Below are 13,718 nucleotides of genomic sequence, written 5' to 3' on the forward strand. Positions count from 1 at the left end.
GAACCCTTCCCGTCATCCCGCGCACAAGGCGCGGGATGACGGTTTAGATCAGGCGCTTACTTCTTCACCCAGCCGCCATCCAGCGGCTTCCAGTATTGGCCTGGCGCCAGGCGGCTGTAGAGCTGCTTGGCGGTGGCCTGGCCGGCGGCGTCCGGGGTCACGCCGGTCTTGGCGGCGATGTCCTTGTAGGCGGCGGCGCGGCCGGTGTTGATCTCGGCCACCGAGGCGCGCAGGGACGCGTCGCCGCCGGACACGATGCCCAGATAGCCGTCGGCTTGCTCGCCGACCGTGCCGGCGGCCTTGGCGGCGTCCACGGCGGCCTTGGCGGCGGCCGATTGGGCCATGGCCAGGTTGGCGCCGGCGGCGGTCATCGCCAGGCCCAGGGCCAGAACCGTCATCGTCTTGCGGATCATGTCGGCTCTCCTTCTTAGAACAGGTTGGGGTTTTGCTGGATCAGCGACTGGACTTCCTTGTCCAGCCGCACGCGCACGTCGGCGTCCAGCTTGGCGTAGATATTGATCGGGTCGACCTTCACGCGGACGGTGGGCGTGCAGGCGGCCGCGCCGAGCGCTCCCGTCGCGGCGAGGGTTAGCAAGAGGGCGCGCGTCTTCATGCGTGAAGTCTCCAGTTCGTATTCAGCTTGGCGGGTCAAGGTTGAACCGCGCCTGAACGGGTTTGGGCCGGCTTCGAAAAGGCGAGCTTCCAGGCATTGAGAAGCTCGTCGAAGTTCAGCGACGTGTCGAGGGTCAGATCGACCGGCGTCTTGGCCGGCAGCGCGATGCGCTTGTCGAAGGCGCGCCCGCGCAGCAGGTCCAGGATCCCGACCCGGGCCTTCTCGGGGACCTTGGGATCGTGCCGGCCCTTGATGTGGAAGATCACGCCGAGGCGGCCTTTGTCGGTGCTGTTCACCCCGGCCTCCAGCTGGTCGAAGGCCAGGTTCTCCATGGCCTGATAGGCGAAGTCCTGGATGGCGTTGACCTGGGCCGGCGCCGGTGGCGGCGCGCCCGGACTGTCGGTGGGACTGGCCGCGACCCCGGTCAGGGCCGTGCGCGACAGCTCGACCCGGCCGGGCTGGATGGCGGTGATCCTGCCCTCATGGAAGCGCAGGCCCTCGGGACCGAAGGTGAAAGGCAGGCGACCGTCGACCACGGCCTGGACCTTGACCTTCTCGGCCAGGGACGTGGCGGCGATGACTTCGCCCAGGTCGAGATGCTCGATGACGATGGTCCCGCTGAGGGTCTTGTCCAGGCCCAGGGGCACGTCGATCGACTCGATCGAGATCCGGCCCTTGGCGGCCTCGAACGTGGCTTTGGAGAGCTTCAGGCTGTCGGCGGCCAGCTGGAACTCGGATTCCACGGCGGTCAGCGGCACGATGGAGTCGATCTTGGCGATTCTCAGCGCCTGGCCGGGGGCGGTGGTCAGGGGCGCCAGGCTGTTGAAGTCGACGGCGCCGTCCAGGGTGGCGACCAGGCCGATCGGGCTGGTGAAGTCGATGTTGTCGGCGACCAGGCGGCCGCGACTGGTCGCGCCCTTGGCGTTCCAGGCGAAGACGCCGGTGAAGCTGGCCGGGCCGCGCGCGTCGGTGGCGAAGGCGGCCATCGGCGACAGGTCGGCGGGCTGCAGGCCGTCCTTGGCGAAGGCCAGTTTCGAGGCGTCGATGTCGGCCTGGCCGACGCCGGTCGCCACCACGTGGCGCAGGCGGATCTCGCCCAGCGGCGCGCCGACCGGCGTCGCGGCCTGGAAAGTTCCGTTCCACAGGCCGCCCGACAGGCCCAGTTGACCCTTGGCGAGGACGGGGTTGAAGCGGCGCTCGGGGGCGGCGTCGGTGACGGCGGCGCTGGCGACCTGAACGCTGGCGCGCTCGAACCCGTGAACGCCGCCGAGCGTCGCCTCGCCCTTGACGCCCTGGAGCCTGGCTTGGGCCAGGGCCAGTTCGCCCTTGGCGTCCTGGAAGCGCAAGGCCGCGCTCCAGCCCTGGGCGCTGGCCGTGACCAGCGGGGCCTTGGCCGGGCACAGGGTCGCCTGGATCGCGGTGACGGGGGCGTCGCCGAGGGCGTAGGCCTTGGCGGTGATCGGCGCGCATTTGGGCGTGGTCAGGGTGAAGCGGCCGCCGGCGATCCGGGCCTGGCCGTCGATCTGGCCGGTGACGCCCTGGATCGGCGGCAGGTCGAAGTCTTCGGTGGCGATGGACAGGGGCGAGGTCATCACCCCGCCTGAGGCGCGCCAGTCGCTGGCCGTGATCCGCACCTTTGGCAGGCCGCCGCCCGCGAGCGCGACCTGCAAGGCGCCACGCGCCCCCTCCGGGCCCGCGTCCATCAGCAGGGCCTTCGGGGCGGCGGCGGTCAGCACGACGCCGTTGGACGCGGACAGGCGCGCCTCGCGGGGCAGGGTCAGCTTCGTCCGCGCGCCGCTGACCTCCAGCCCGACGGCGGGCAAGGCCAGGTCGAAGGTCCGCAGGGCCTGGCTCAGCGGCTTGCCATAGTCCGGATTGGGGATCAGGGCCGCCAAGCGCTCGGCGTCGGGGCCCGAGATAGCGCTGTGGCCGCCCGCCGAGCCGTTCAGGGTCAGGAACAGACCCTTGGCGCCCTGGTCGATGCGGCCGCTGGCGTTCAGCCGCGCCGAGGCCAGGGCCAGCGCGCCGGCGGCCAGACGGTCGGCGCCGGCCTCGATCTTCAGCGGTCCGTTGACGCTCATGCCGCTCGAGTCGGCCGCCAGGCCCAGATTGTCGGAGGTCGCTCGAGCCCGAAGAGCACGGAGCGCGGTCCCGGCGGCCACGGCCTCGCCCGTTCGCAACTCCGCGCTGGTCGCGCCGCGCAGGGTCAGCCGGCCGTCCTGGCGACCGCCGGCGATGCGGGCGAGGTCGACGGCGAGGCTGGCCTCGCGGGCGTCCAGCGACGGCGCGGACAGTCGCCCGCCGCGCAGGGCCGCGCGGCCTCGACCCAGGAAGGCGAAGCTCTCCAGCCCGCCGTCCAGGCGTCCGGTCAAGGAGAGGTCGCCGGTCACCGCCTCGCCCTGGGCGTCGCCGAAGCGGCCGTTCTCGGCGCGCAAGGTCAGCCGCGCTTCCAGCGGGCCGCTGGCGGTCATCCTGGCCAGGTCCGGATAGGGCAGGTCGGCGGAGAGCTTGGCGGTGGTCCCGGCGAGGTCGGCGGCCTCGGCCTCCAGGCTGTCGAGGGCCAGCGAGACGTCTATGGTCAGCCGGTCGCCGCGCTTGCGGGCCGTGACGGTCGCGCCCTTGGCGTCGAGGACCAGGTTTCGCGCCGCATAGCGCAGCGGCGCCAGGCGGCCGTCGAAGCGCAGCAACTGGCCGTCGTCCAGGCTGGCGTCGCCGGTGATTCGGGCGCGGCCGCCGGGGGTGATCAGGTCCAGTCGCGCATCCTCGACCAGCACGGCCGGGCCTGGGACGTTCGGCTTCTTCGGCGATTTCAGAAAGTCGTCGAGCAGCGGCTGCAACGCCCCGAACCGCACCTGGCCCTTTTCGTCTATGCTGGCCAGCATCCGCGGGCGGACCAGCCGCACGGCCTTGGTCTGGATGCCGAATTTCTCGCCATTCCACGGCGCGGACAGGTCGTAGGCGACTTCCAGCCGGTCGGCGGCGAAGACGGGGTTGTCGCGCGAACCCAGGCGGACCTTGCCGGTGAAGCCGGTGGCGTCTAGGTCGTCCAGCTCGACGGTGGCCTCGACGCCATGCTCGCGCAGCCAGGCCTCGGCCAGCTCGCGGCTGATTTCGCGTCGGCCCGACCAGACCACGAGGCCAGTGGCGATCATGACCAGCATCGACAGCGACAGGGCCTCGAGGCCGAGGTCGATCAGGCGCGCGTGATCCCAGGCCTTCCGGGGCGTCTTACGGGTTTCGGGGGCGGTCGGGGGCTCGGCCATCAGGTCCTTGGCAGTCCAGATCCTAGAAAAAGCCCCCCGGCTCAGCTTAGATCCCTACTTCGAAAAGCCCAGCACGTCCTGCATGTCGTAGAGGCCGGGCGGCTTTCCCTTCACCCAGACGGCGGCGGCGATGGCCCCGCGCGCGAACAGGCCCCGGTCGATGGCCGAGTGCGACAGGGTCAGGCTCTCGGACTCGCCGGCGAAGATCACGCTGTGCTCGCCGATGATGCCGCCGCCGCGCACGACCGAAAAGCCGATCGCGCCCTCCTTGCGGGGACCGGTGACGCCGTCGCGGCCGCGATCGGCGACCTGGCCCAGCCCCACGCCGCGCCCTTCGGCGGCGGCCTCGCCCAGCATCAGCGCCGTGCCGGAGGGGGCGTCGATCTTGCGCTTGTGGTGGGCCTCGAAGACCTCGATATCCCAGTCCTCGGCGGGCAGGGCGGCGGCGGCCTGGCGCACCAGCCCCATCAGCATGTTGACGCCCAGCGAATAGTTGCCCGAGCGAACGATGGCGATCTTCGTCGCGGCGGCGTCGATGCGGGCCAGCTGCTCGTCGGAGAAGCCGGTCGAGCCGATGACCAGGGCCGGTCCGCCTTTCGCCGCGGCCGCCTCGGCCAGCTGCACCGAGGCTTCCGGCAGGGTGAAGTCGATCACGGTGTCCGTCGTCGCCAGGGCGTCGTCGCGCGAGACCAGGCCGGCGCCGTCCACGCCCGGACGTTCGAAGCGCGCGGTCACGACCGCGTCGGCGCGGCCCTCCAGCGCCTTGGCCACGGCCTGGCCCATGCGGCCGTTGGCGCCGGCGATCGCGATCTTCACGGGCTGGGACAAGTCAGGCTCCAGTACAAAATGTACTTGAGGCAAATCGCCCAATCCGCCCCCTCGGGTCAACCTCTCCCGGCCTTCCCGAACGTCAGCGAAGTTGACGCAAGGCCAAGTCCAACAGGCGTTTGCTGGGATTTTCGCGTCCGTCCCCGGTTGTGACGCTCGGCGCCCCTCGCTACGGTGATCCCACATAAGGGCGTGTTCGCATCGATCGGCGCGCCCCTTCTTCAACTTGCGCAGCAGGAATGGGAAACGCCGGATGAGCGACGCGGAACGCAAGACCTTCACGGACGAGGAGGCCCTGGCCTTCCATCGCTATCCAACCCCCGGCAAGATCGCCATCGTGCCGACCAAGCCGATGGCCACCCAGCGCGACCTGTCGCTGGCCTATTCGCCCGGCGTCGCCGTGCCCGTCCACGCCATCGCCGCCGATCCGGACCTGGCCTACGAATACACCTCCAAGGGCAACCTGGTGGCGGTGATCTCCAACGGCACCGCGATCCTGGGCCTGGGCGACCTGGGCGCCCTGGCCAGCAAGCCGGTGATGGAAGGCAAGTCCGTCCTCTTCAAGCGCTTCGGCGACGTCGACAGCATCGACATCGAGATCAGCTCCAAGGATCCCGACGAGATCATCACGGTGGTCAAGAACATCGGGATCACCTTCGGCGGCATCAATCTGGAGGACATCAAGAGTCCTGAGTGCTTCCGCATCGAGACCGAGCTGCAGGAGCTGCTCGACATCCCGGTGTTCCACGACGACCAGCACGGCACGGCGATCATCTGCGCCGCCGGCCTGATCAACGCCTGCCACATCACTGGCAAGAAGCTGGAGGACGTGAAGGTCGTGCTGAACGGCCCCGGCGCGGCGGGCATCGCCTCGCTGGAGCTGATCAAGGCCATGGGCGTGCGTCCGGAAAACTGCATCGCCGTCGACTCCAAGGGCGTGCTCTACCAGGGCCGCACCGAGGGCATGAACCAGTGGAAGAGCGCCCACGCGGTCAAGACCGACAAGCGCACCCTGGCCGAGGCCGTCGCCGGCGCCGACGTGCTGCTGGGTCTGTCAGCCAAGGGCGCCTTCACGCCGGAGATCATCGCCTCGATGGCCCCCAACCCGGTCATCTTCGCCATGGCCAATCCCGATCCGGAGATCACGCCCGAAGAGGTGCACGCCGTGCGCCCCGACGCCATCATGGGCACGGGCCGCAGCGACTATCCCAACCAGGTCAACAACGTCCTGGGCTTTCCCTACATCTTCCGCGGCGCGCTTGACGTTCGCGCCAAGCGCGTGAACCACGAGATGAAGATCGCCTGCGCCCAGGCCCTGGCGATGCTGGCGCGCGAGGACGTGCCGGACGAGGTCGCCGCCGCCTATCACGGCCGCCAGCTGAAGTTCGGTCCGCAATACATCATCCCCTCGGCCTTCGACCCGCGCCTGATCTGGTACGTGCCGCCGTTCGTGGCCCAGGCGGCGATGGACACCGGCGTCGCCCGCAAGCCGATCGCCGACATGGACGCCTATCGCGCCGGCCTGGCCCAGCGCCTCGACCCGACCGCCGGCTTCCTGCAGAAGATCTCCGGCGCGGTGCTGGCCAATCCCAAGCGCATCGTGTTCGCCGAGGGCGAGGACCCCAGCGTCATCCGCGCGGCCTATGCCTATCAGACCGGCGGCTACGGCGCGGCCATCCTGTGCGGCCGCGAGAACCTGGTGCACGAGAACATGAAGCTCGTGGGCCTGGATCCGGAGACCGCCGGCCTCGAGATCGTCAACGCCCGCCTGTCCGACCGCAATCCGGACTATGTCGACGCCCTCTACGCCCGCCTGCAGCGCCAGGGCTATCTGAAGCGCGACGTCCAGCGCCTGATCAACCAGGACCGCAACAGCTTCGCCGCCTCGATGGTCACCCTGGGCGAGGCCGACTGCATGGTCACCGGCGTCACCCGCAGCTTCGACCAGGCCCTGGAAGAGGTGCTGCGCGTCGTCGATCCCGCCCCCGGCGGGCGGATCATGGGCATGTCGGTGGTGCTGGCCAAGGGCCGCACGATCTTCGTGGCCGACACCAACGTCACAGAGCTGCCCGAGGCCGAGGAACTGGTCGAGATCGCCTGCGAGGCCGCTCGCGCCGTCCGCCGCCTGGGCTTCAAGCCGCGCGTGGCCTTCATGAGCTATTCGACCTTCGGCAACCCGATGGGCCTGCGCTCGGAAAAGGTGCGCGAGGCCGTGGCCATGCTCGACGAGATGGACGTCGACTTCGAATACGAGGGTGAAATGCCGCCCGAGCTGGCCCTGGATCCTGAAAAGCGGGCCAACTATCCGTTCATGCGCCTGACCGACAGCGCCAATATCCTGATCATGCCGGCCATCCACGCCGCCTCGATCTCGACCAAGCTGGTGCAGTCGCTGGGCGGGGCCACGGTGATCGGCCCCGTGCTGCTGGGCCTGTCCAAGTCGATCCAGATCGCCCCGCTGTCGGCCTCGGTGTCCAAGATCCTGAACATGGCGATGATGGCGGCCTACGACCAGCCTGAGGAGGAAGCGGCCGACTAAGCTTCGCCGGGCGCCTCCGCGTCAGGGCGTCACAGGGCCTTTTGGACCTGTCTGGCGTACCCATCTTGTTCTCGTCGGCAACAGTAAGCCGACGCGTAAGCCCTCCGGCCGGCGTCATCCCCTTGCGACGCCGGCCGGCCCTTACGCGACAGCGCCCCCGGTCGCGGGAGGGTTCACGGGGATAGAGGGCGCTGTATCCCCGGCGTTGGCGGCGTCGAACCCCACGAAATCAATGACTTGTCGATTTTTCGCGCCCCTGGATCATCGGCGTTGAATCCGCCGCGATACTCAATGCGTCCCCGTCGCGGGGGAGGGCGTTTGGATCCGGCCCAAGACGGCGGCGGGGGTAGGTTGAGCGGGGCCGCTGGCGGTTCCCGGCGGTGTCGTCAGGTCGTGCGGCTTACTCTTTAGGAGCGCGTACGGGTGACGGGATCGTTGGGATCAAAGCCGACAGCGGAGCGACAGGGCGGTGATCGTACAAGCCGCCTATCGTGGATCGTCGGGGTCGAGACGGATGTAGCCGATCGACTTGGTCCGCGCCCGTCCGGGGGCTAGTGGGGTCCCGAGCTGAAAGACGCTCACGCCCCCCATCCTCACGGGCAAGAACAGCCTGGCGGAGCGGTCAAGCGAGCCGAAACACACAAACCCCTACGGTCCCCGGGTTCGCCCGGCCGCTCCGTCGCCTCCCCACCCAAACTCGCAGCTCCACGGCGCGAGGTCGATCAATCACGTTCCCTCTCCCTGGATGGGGGAGGGGGTGTCTTCAGAAGCCCAGGGCTTGCATCCTGCCTGCCCCGCACGTAACTCCCCCGCACCATGAGCATTCCCGCCCTTGGGGCCAAGATCTGCGGACTGTCGACGCCCGAGACGGTGAAGGCCGCCTTCGACGGGGGGGCGGCGTTCCTGGGCTTCGTCTTCTTCGACAAGAGCCCGCGCGACGTCGCGCCCGAGACCGCCGCGCGGCTGGTCGAGCCGGCCAAAAGCGAAATGTGGCGCGGTCGCGGCGTGAAGACCGTCGCCGTAACGGTCGATCCCGACGACGCCCTGATCGACCGCCTGATGGCCACGATGCGCCCCGACCTGATCCAGGTTCACGGCAAGGAGACGCCCTCGCGGGTCCGCGAGATCGCCGCCCGGGCCGGCGTCGGCGTGATCAAGGCCTTCTCGGTGTCGTCTTCCGCCGATGTCGACCAGGCCAGGGCCTTCGATGGCGTCGCCGAGCATCTGATGTTCGACGCCAGGCCGCTGGAAGGCTCCGCCCTGCCCGGGGGCACAGGCGCACGGTTCGACTGGGGACTGCTGGCCGATCGGCGCTTTTCTCGCCCGCATTTCCTGGCCGGCGGCCTCGATCCGTGGAACGTGGCGGACGCGATCCGGGTCTCCGGAACCCCGCTGGTGGACGTTTCCTCTGGCGTGGAGCGCGGTCCGGGCCTAAAGGACCCGGCTCTGATCGCGGCGTTCCTCGACGCCGTCAAACGCGTCTAGCCTTTGGTGAGCTCTTGAACGCCCCCGCAAAGCCTAACGACTGGTCGGCCTATCCTGACGCCAAGGGCCGCTTCGGCGACTACGGCGGCCTCTATGTGGCCGAGACGCTGATGCCGCTCGTGCTGGAGCTGGACCGCGCCTACACGGAAGCCAAGAACGATCCGAGCTTCCAGAACGAGCTCAAGGGCTACCTGACGCACTATGTCGGCCGACCCAGCCCGCTCTATTTCGCCGAGCGCCTGACCCGCCACCTCGGCGGCGCGAAGATCTATTTCAAGCGCGAAGAGCTGAACCACACCGGCGCGCACAAGATCAACAACTGCATGGGCCAGATCCTGCTGGCCCAGCGCATGGGCAAGACCCGGATCATCGCCGAGACCGGCGCGGGCCAGCACGGCGTGGCCAGCGCCACCGTCACGGCCCGCTTCGGCCTGCCCTGCGTGGTCTATATGGGCGCGGTCGACGTCGCCCGGCAGAAGCCCAACGTCTTCCGCATGAACCTCTTGGGCGCGGAAGTCCGCCCGGTGACCTCGGGCGCGGCGACCCTCAAGGACGCGATGAACGAGGCGATGCGCGACTGGGTCACCAATGTCGACGACACCTATTACATGATCGGCACCGCCGCCGGCCCGCACCCCTATCCGGCCATGGTCCGGGATTTCCAGGCTGTGATCGGGACCGAGACCCGCGAGCAGATCCAGGAAATGGAAGGCCGGCTGCCCGACGCGGTGGTCGCCTGCGTCGGCGGCGGCAGCAACGCCATCGGCATGTTCCACCCGTTCCTGGCCGACGAGAGCGTCAAGATCTACGGCGTCGAGGCCTCGGGCCACGGCCTGGAGACCGACAAGCACGCCGCGTCCCTGACCGGCGGCCGTCCGGGCGTATTGCACGGCAACAAGACCTATCTGCTGCAGGACGAGGACGGCCAGATCCTGGACGCCCACTCGATCTCGGCGGGCCTGGACTATCCCGGCATCGGTCCCGAGCACTCGTTCCTGCACGACATCGGCCGGGCCCAGTACCTGACCTGCACCGACGACGAGGCCCTGAAGGCCTTCCAGCTGTGCGCCGAGCTCGAGGGCATCATCCCGGCCCTGGAAAGCGCCCACGCGATCGCCAAGCTGCCGCAGCTGGCCAAGGAGATAGGCGAGGGCGGCGTGATCGTGCTGTGCCTGTCGGGCCGGGGCGACAAGGACATCTTCACCGTGGCCGACGCCCTCGGGCGGACGATCTAGGGTACAGACCGCTTGACCAAAGACCGCATCGACCGTCGCTTCGCGGCGCTGAAGGCCGAGGGCCGGGCCGCTTTCGTGGCTTATGTCATGGCCGGGGATCCGGACGCGGCGACCGCGCTCGAGATCGTCAAGGGCCTGCCGGCCGCCGGCGCCGACCTGATCGAGCTGGGCTTTCCGTTCTCGGACCCGATGGCCGAGGGCCCGACCATCCAGCGCGCCAGCCAGCGCGCCCTGGCCCAGAAGATGACGCTGAACGGGACGCTGGACATCGTCCGCGCTTTCCGCGAGGGCGACCAGGACACGCCGGTCATCCTGATGGGCTATCTGAACCCGGTGCTGAACCGCGGCTTCGAAAGCTTCGCCGCCGCCGCCGCCAAGGCCGGCGTCGACGGCCTGATCATCGTCGATTGTCCGCCCGAGGAAGCCGATCCGCTGACGGATGCGCTGGAGGCCGAAGGTATCTCCCTGATCCGTCTGGCGGCGCCGACCACCGACGATGCGCGTCTGCCGATGGTGGTCCGCCGCACCTCGGGCTTCGTCTACTACGTCTCGGTCGCCGGCGTGACCGGGGTGAAGTCGGCCGACGCCGCCGATGTCGCGCCCGCCGTCGAGCGGCTGCGCAAGGCCTCGGGCCTGCCGGTCGCGGTGGGCTTTGGCATCCGCACGCCCGAGCAGGCCGCCGCCGTCGCCCGCGTGGCCGACGCCGCCGTGGTGGGCTCCGCGCTCGTCGACGAAATCGAGTCCGCGGCCCAGTTGAACGAAAACGTGACCGAGAAGGTTCTTCTCAAGGCGTCGGAGCTGGCTAAGGCTGTGCGTTCGGCGCGAGTCGGGACGAAGTGAGGCTCTAAGGCTATGGCTATGGCTGAACCCCAGGACCCGAAAAAGGGCGACAAGAAAGTGGCGACGGACCGCCGAGGCGGCTGGCTGTCGCGGATCGCGCCGGGCGTGCGCGGCGCGTTCGCCAAGCGCGAGACGCCCGAGAACCTCTGGGTCAAGTGCCCCGACACGGGCGAGATGATCTTCCGCTCCGACCTGGAGGCGGCCCTGTGGGTCACGCCGGCCGGTCGCCACATGCGGATCGGGCCCGAAGCCCGCTTCAAGTTCACCTTCGACGACGGCCAGTACGAGGCCCTGCCGACCCCGTCGGTCGCCGAGGATCCGCTGCATTTCTCGGACGGTAAGCCCTACAAGGATCGCCTGGCCGCGGCTCGCAAGGCCACCGGCGAGCCCGACGCCATGGCCATCGGCTATGGCAAGGTCGCCGGCGTCGACGCCGTGGTGCTGGTCCAGGACTTCGCCTTCATGGGCGGTTCGCTGGGCATGGCCGCGGGCGAGGGCTTCATCGCCGCCGCCAAGGCCGCGCTTGAGCGTGAAGTGCCGATGATCGCCTTCACCGCCGCTGGCGGCGCGCGGATGCAGGAAGGCGCGCTGTCGCTGATGCAGATGGCCCGCACGACCCTGGCCATCAACGAACTGAAGGACGCGGCCCTGCCCTATGTCGTGGTCCTTACCGACCCGACCACCGGCGGCGTCACCGCCTCCTACGCCATGCTCGGCGACATCCACCTGGCCGAGCCGGGCGCCCTGATCGGCTTCGCCGGCCCCCGCGTCATCGAGCAGACCATCCGCGAGACCCTGCCGCCGGGCTTCCAGCGCTCGGAATATCTGGTCGAGAAGGGCATGGTCGACCGCGTCACCCATCGCAAGGACCTGCCGCAGGTGCTGGGTTCGATCCTGGGCACCCTGATGATGGGCCGCAACCGCAAGGCGGCTTAAAGCGTGGCGGCCGAAGTTGTGAGCGGTTTCGGCGTCCGCCACGCGGACAGGCTCTAGCCGCCTTGGCCGAGCATCTCCGCGCCCACGACGCCGCGCTCGAGCGGCTCAAGGCGCTGCATCCCAAGCTGATCGACCTGTCGCTGGACCGGATGCGGCGGCTTTGCGCGGCGCTGGGCGATCCGCAGGATCGCCTGCCGCCGGTGATCCATGTGGCCGGCACCAACGGCAAGGGCTCGACGGTCGCCTATCTGCGGGCCATGGCCGAAGCGGCCGGACTCAAGGTCCACGTCTTCACCTCGCCGCATCTGGTGCGCTTCGCCGAACGGATCCGCCTGGCCGGCACCCTGATCACCGACGACCATCTGGCCGACGTTCTGGACCGTGTCGAGGCCGCCAACGCCGGCCTGCCGATCACTTTCTTCGAGATCACCACGGCCGCCGCCTTCGTCGCCTTCGCCGAGGTCCCGGCCGATCTGTGCATCGTCGAGGTCGGGCTGGGCGGCATACTGGACGCCACCAACGTCATCCAGAGGCCGGCGGTCTGCGTCATCGCCCCGGTGGACATCGACCATCGCGAGTTCCTGGGCGACACCATCGCCAAGATCGCCGTCGAAAAGGCCGGGATCATCAAGCCGGACGCGTCGGCTGTCTCGGCCCGCCAGGATGGCGAAGCCGAAGACGTGCTGGAGACCACGGCCGCCCTGGCCGGCGTCGAACTGACCCTGATGGGCCGCGACTTCGACGCCTGGAACGAGCGGGGCCGGCTGATGGTCCAGATGCAGGACCGTCTGCTGGACCTGCCGGCTCCGTCCTTGCTCGGCGAGCACCAGTTCGCCAATGCCGGCCTGGCCGTCGCCGCCCTGCTGGCGCTGGCCCATCCCCGCATTGACGAGGCGGCCATGGGGCGGGGGATCGCAAGCGCGGTCTGGCCGGCCCGCTTCCAGCGCCTGACCGCCGGCCCCCTGGCCGAGCGCGCCAAGGCCGCCGGGGCCGACCTCTGGCTGGACGGCGGCCACAATCCGCACGCCGGCCGCGCCGTCTCCCGCGCCGTCGCCGATCTGGCCGCCCGCGACGGCCGGCCGGTGGCGCTGATCTCGGGGCTGCTGGCCAACAAGGACGCCGCCGGCTTCTTCGGCCCCTTCCGGGGCGTGGCGGCCAAGGTCTTCACCGTCACCTTCGAAGGCGCCGCCGCCGCCAGCGCCGCCGATACGGCCGCCGCCGCCGAGCTGGCCGGCCTGAGGGCCTGCGCCTGCGACTCGGTCAAGGACGCCCTGGACCGGGCCCTCAAGCTGGAGCCGACGCCCCACGTCCTGATCTGCGGCTCGCTCTACCTGGCTGGCGAGGTCCTGGCGATGAGTCCAGAGACTTGGCCGACCTAAAAGCGTAAGGCTGAGCCCACGCCGATAGGGCGGCGCGGCCCGCTGGACATCCTCGGCGAGCGCACCCGTCCTGGCAGGAACCGCCGATGGCCAAGGGTCAGAAGAAGTCGAACAAGGAAGTCCGCAAACCGAAGGCCGAAAAGAAAGCCCCTCCGGTCTCGGTCTCGCCGTTCATCGTAACGCCCAAGAAGTAGGCCGACACGAAAAACGCCCGCCCCGGAGACCGGAGCGGGCGTCTTCAATTCAGCCGCGAAAGCCGCTTAGGCCGGTTGAACGCCGGCTTCGTTCAGCCATTCGAGGATCTTCTGCTTGGGCATGGCGCCGACCTTCATCGAGGTCATCTGGCCATCGCGGAACAGCATCATGGTCGGAATGCCGCGAACGCCGTAGCGCGACGGAGTCGTCGGGCTGTCCTCGATATTGACCTTGGCGACGGTGACGACGTCGGCCAGTTCTTCCGAGATCTGCTCCAGGGCCGGGGCGATCTGCTTACACGGACCGCACCACTCGGCCCAGAAGTCCACCAGCACGGGCTTGCCGGCCTTCAGGACGTCGGATTCGAAGGTGGCGTCGGTCACCACAACGGTGCTCATGGCTTGC

12 protein-coding genes are annotated in these 13,718 nt (G+C 69.3%); 7 read left to right on the top strand and 5 right to left on the bottom strand.

Going from position 1 to position 13,718, the window contains the following annotated elements; translation table 11 throughout:
• Positions 1-56: 56 nt before the first annotated feature.
• From AC07R7_RS25140 to dapB, 4 genes are read right to left on the bottom strand one after another with little or no spacing between them, the layout of a single operon-like run.
• On the bottom strand, positions 57-413 hold the full coding sequence (locus AC07R7_RS25140; protein WP_492888754.1) for a YdbL family probable chaperone protein: 357 nt from the start codon (positions 411-413) through the stop codon (positions 57-59).
• Positions 414-427: 14 nt separating this feature from the next.
• On the bottom strand, positions 428-613 hold the full coding sequence (locus tag AC07R7_RS25145) for a YnbE family lipoprotein (protein WP_492841216.1): 186 nt from the start codon (positions 611-613) through the stop codon (positions 428-430).
• Positions 614-648: 35 nt separating this feature from the next.
• Entirely contained in the window at positions 649-3,876 is a 3,228-nt protein-coding gene (locus AC07R7_RS25150; RefSeq protein WP_494637053.1) for an intermembrane phospholipid transport protein YdbH family protein, read from the bottom strand.
• A gap of 54 nt (positions 3,877-3,930) precedes the next feature.
• Positions 3,931-4,704 carry a 4-hydroxy-tetrahydrodipicolinate reductase gene (gene dapB, locus AC07R7_RS25155; protein ID WP_494637055.1) on the bottom strand — a complete coding sequence of 258 codons (774 nt, stop codon included), beginning with the start codon at positions 4,702-4,704 and terminating at the stop codon, positions 3,931-3,933.
• Positions 4,705-4,957: 253 nt separating this feature from the next.
• Here dapB and AC07R7_RS25160 point away from each other — a divergent pair, with 253 nt between their 5' ends.
• The 7 genes from AC07R7_RS25160 (at position 4,958) to AC07R7_RS25190 (ending at position 13,312) form a co-directional block, all read left to right on the top strand.
• A complete protein-coding gene (locus AC07R7_RS25160) occupies positions 4,958-7,243 on the top strand; it encodes an NADP-dependent malic enzyme (RefSeq protein WP_492888757.1) in 2,286 nt (761 codons plus the stop codon).
• A gap of 816 nt (positions 7,244-8,059) precedes the next feature.
• Positions 8,060-8,728 (top strand): phosphoribosylanthranilate isomerase, encoded by a 669-nt coding sequence (locus tag AC07R7_RS25165; protein WP_492888758.1) that lies wholly within the window; start codon positions 8,060-8,062, stop codon positions 8,726-8,728.
• Between the two features lie 14 nt (positions 8,729-8,742).
• The gene (gene trpB / locus AC07R7_RS25170; protein WP_492841207.1) at positions 8,743-9,963 is read left to right on the top strand and encodes a tryptophan synthase subunit beta; all 1,221 of its coding nucleotides are present in this window, start codon (positions 8,743-8,745) and stop codon (positions 9,961-9,963) included.
• A gap of 12 nt (positions 9,964-9,975) precedes the next feature.
• Positions 9,976-10,803 carry a tryptophan synthase subunit alpha gene (trpA, locus tag AC07R7_RS25175; protein WP_492888759.1) on the top strand — a complete coding sequence of 276 codons (828 nt, stop codon included), beginning with the start codon at positions 9,976-9,978 and terminating at the stop codon, positions 10,801-10,803.
• Between the two features lie 12 nt (positions 10,804-10,815).
• Entirely contained in the window at positions 10,816-11,739 is a 924-nt protein-coding gene (locus AC07R7_RS25180) for an acetyl-CoA carboxylase carboxyltransferase subunit beta (RefSeq protein ID WP_125159535.1), read from the top strand.
• Positions 11,740-11,801: 62 nt separating this feature from the next.
• The gene (locus tag AC07R7_RS25185; RefSeq protein ID WP_494637059.1) at positions 11,802-13,118 is read left to right on the top strand and encodes a bifunctional folylpolyglutamate synthase/dihydrofolate synthase; all 1,317 of its coding nucleotides are present in this window, start codon (positions 11,802-11,804) and stop codon (positions 13,116-13,118) included.
• Positions 13,119-13,204: 86 nt separating this feature from the next.
• Positions 13,205-13,312 (top strand): hypothetical protein, encoded by a 108-nt coding sequence (locus tag AC07R7_RS25190; protein ID WP_082009057.1) that lies wholly within the window; start codon positions 13,205-13,207, stop codon positions 13,310-13,312.
• A 66-nt stretch (positions 13,313-13,378) separates the two neighbouring features.
• Here AC07R7_RS25190 and trxA read toward each other — a convergent pair whose 3' ends face one another.
• Positions 13,379-13,711: a thioredoxin gene (gene trxA, locus AC07R7_RS25195; RefSeq protein WP_477070554.1), complete on the bottom strand. Its 333-nt coding sequence runs from the start codon at positions 13,709-13,711 to the stop codon at positions 13,379-13,381.
• Positions 13,712-13,718: the final 7 nt, after the last annotated feature.

Source organism: Caulobacter sp. GW821-FHT05F04 (assembly GCF_059419665.1).

Excerpts from the sequence above, each read along its gene's own strand:
- AC07R7_RS25140 (WP_492888754.1), bottom strand. The coding sequence starts at position 413 with ATGATCCGCAAGACGATGACGGTTCTGGCCCTGGGCCTGGCGATGACC.
- AC07R7_RS25165 (WP_492888758.1), top strand. The coding sequence starts at position 8,060 with ATGAGCATTCCCGCCCTTGGGGCCAAGATCTGCGGACTGTCGACGCCC.
- AC07R7_RS25160 (WP_492888757.1), top strand. The coding sequence starts at position 4,958 with ATGAGCGACGCGGAACGCAAGACCTTCACGGACGAGGAGGCCCTGGCC.
- AC07R7_RS25190 (WP_082009057.1), top strand. The coding sequence starts at position 13,205 with ATGGCCAAGGGTCAGAAGAAGTCGAACAAGGAAGTCCGCAAACCGAAG.
- trxA (WP_477070554.1), bottom strand. The coding sequence starts at position 13,711 with ATGAGCACCGTTGTGGTGACCGACGCCACCTTCGAATCCGACGTCCTG.
- AC07R7_RS25180 (WP_125159535.1), top strand. The coding sequence starts at position 10,816 with ATGGCTATGGCTGAACCCCAGGACCCGAAAAAGGGCGACAAGAAAGTG.
- AC07R7_RS25145 (WP_492841216.1), bottom strand. The coding sequence starts at position 613 with ATGAAGACGCGCGCCCTCTTGCTAACCCTCGCCGCGACGGGAGCGCTC.
- AC07R7_RS25150 (WP_494637053.1), bottom strand. The coding sequence starts at position 3,876 with ATGGCCGAGCCCCCGACCGCCCCCGAAACCCGTAAGACGCCCCGGAAG.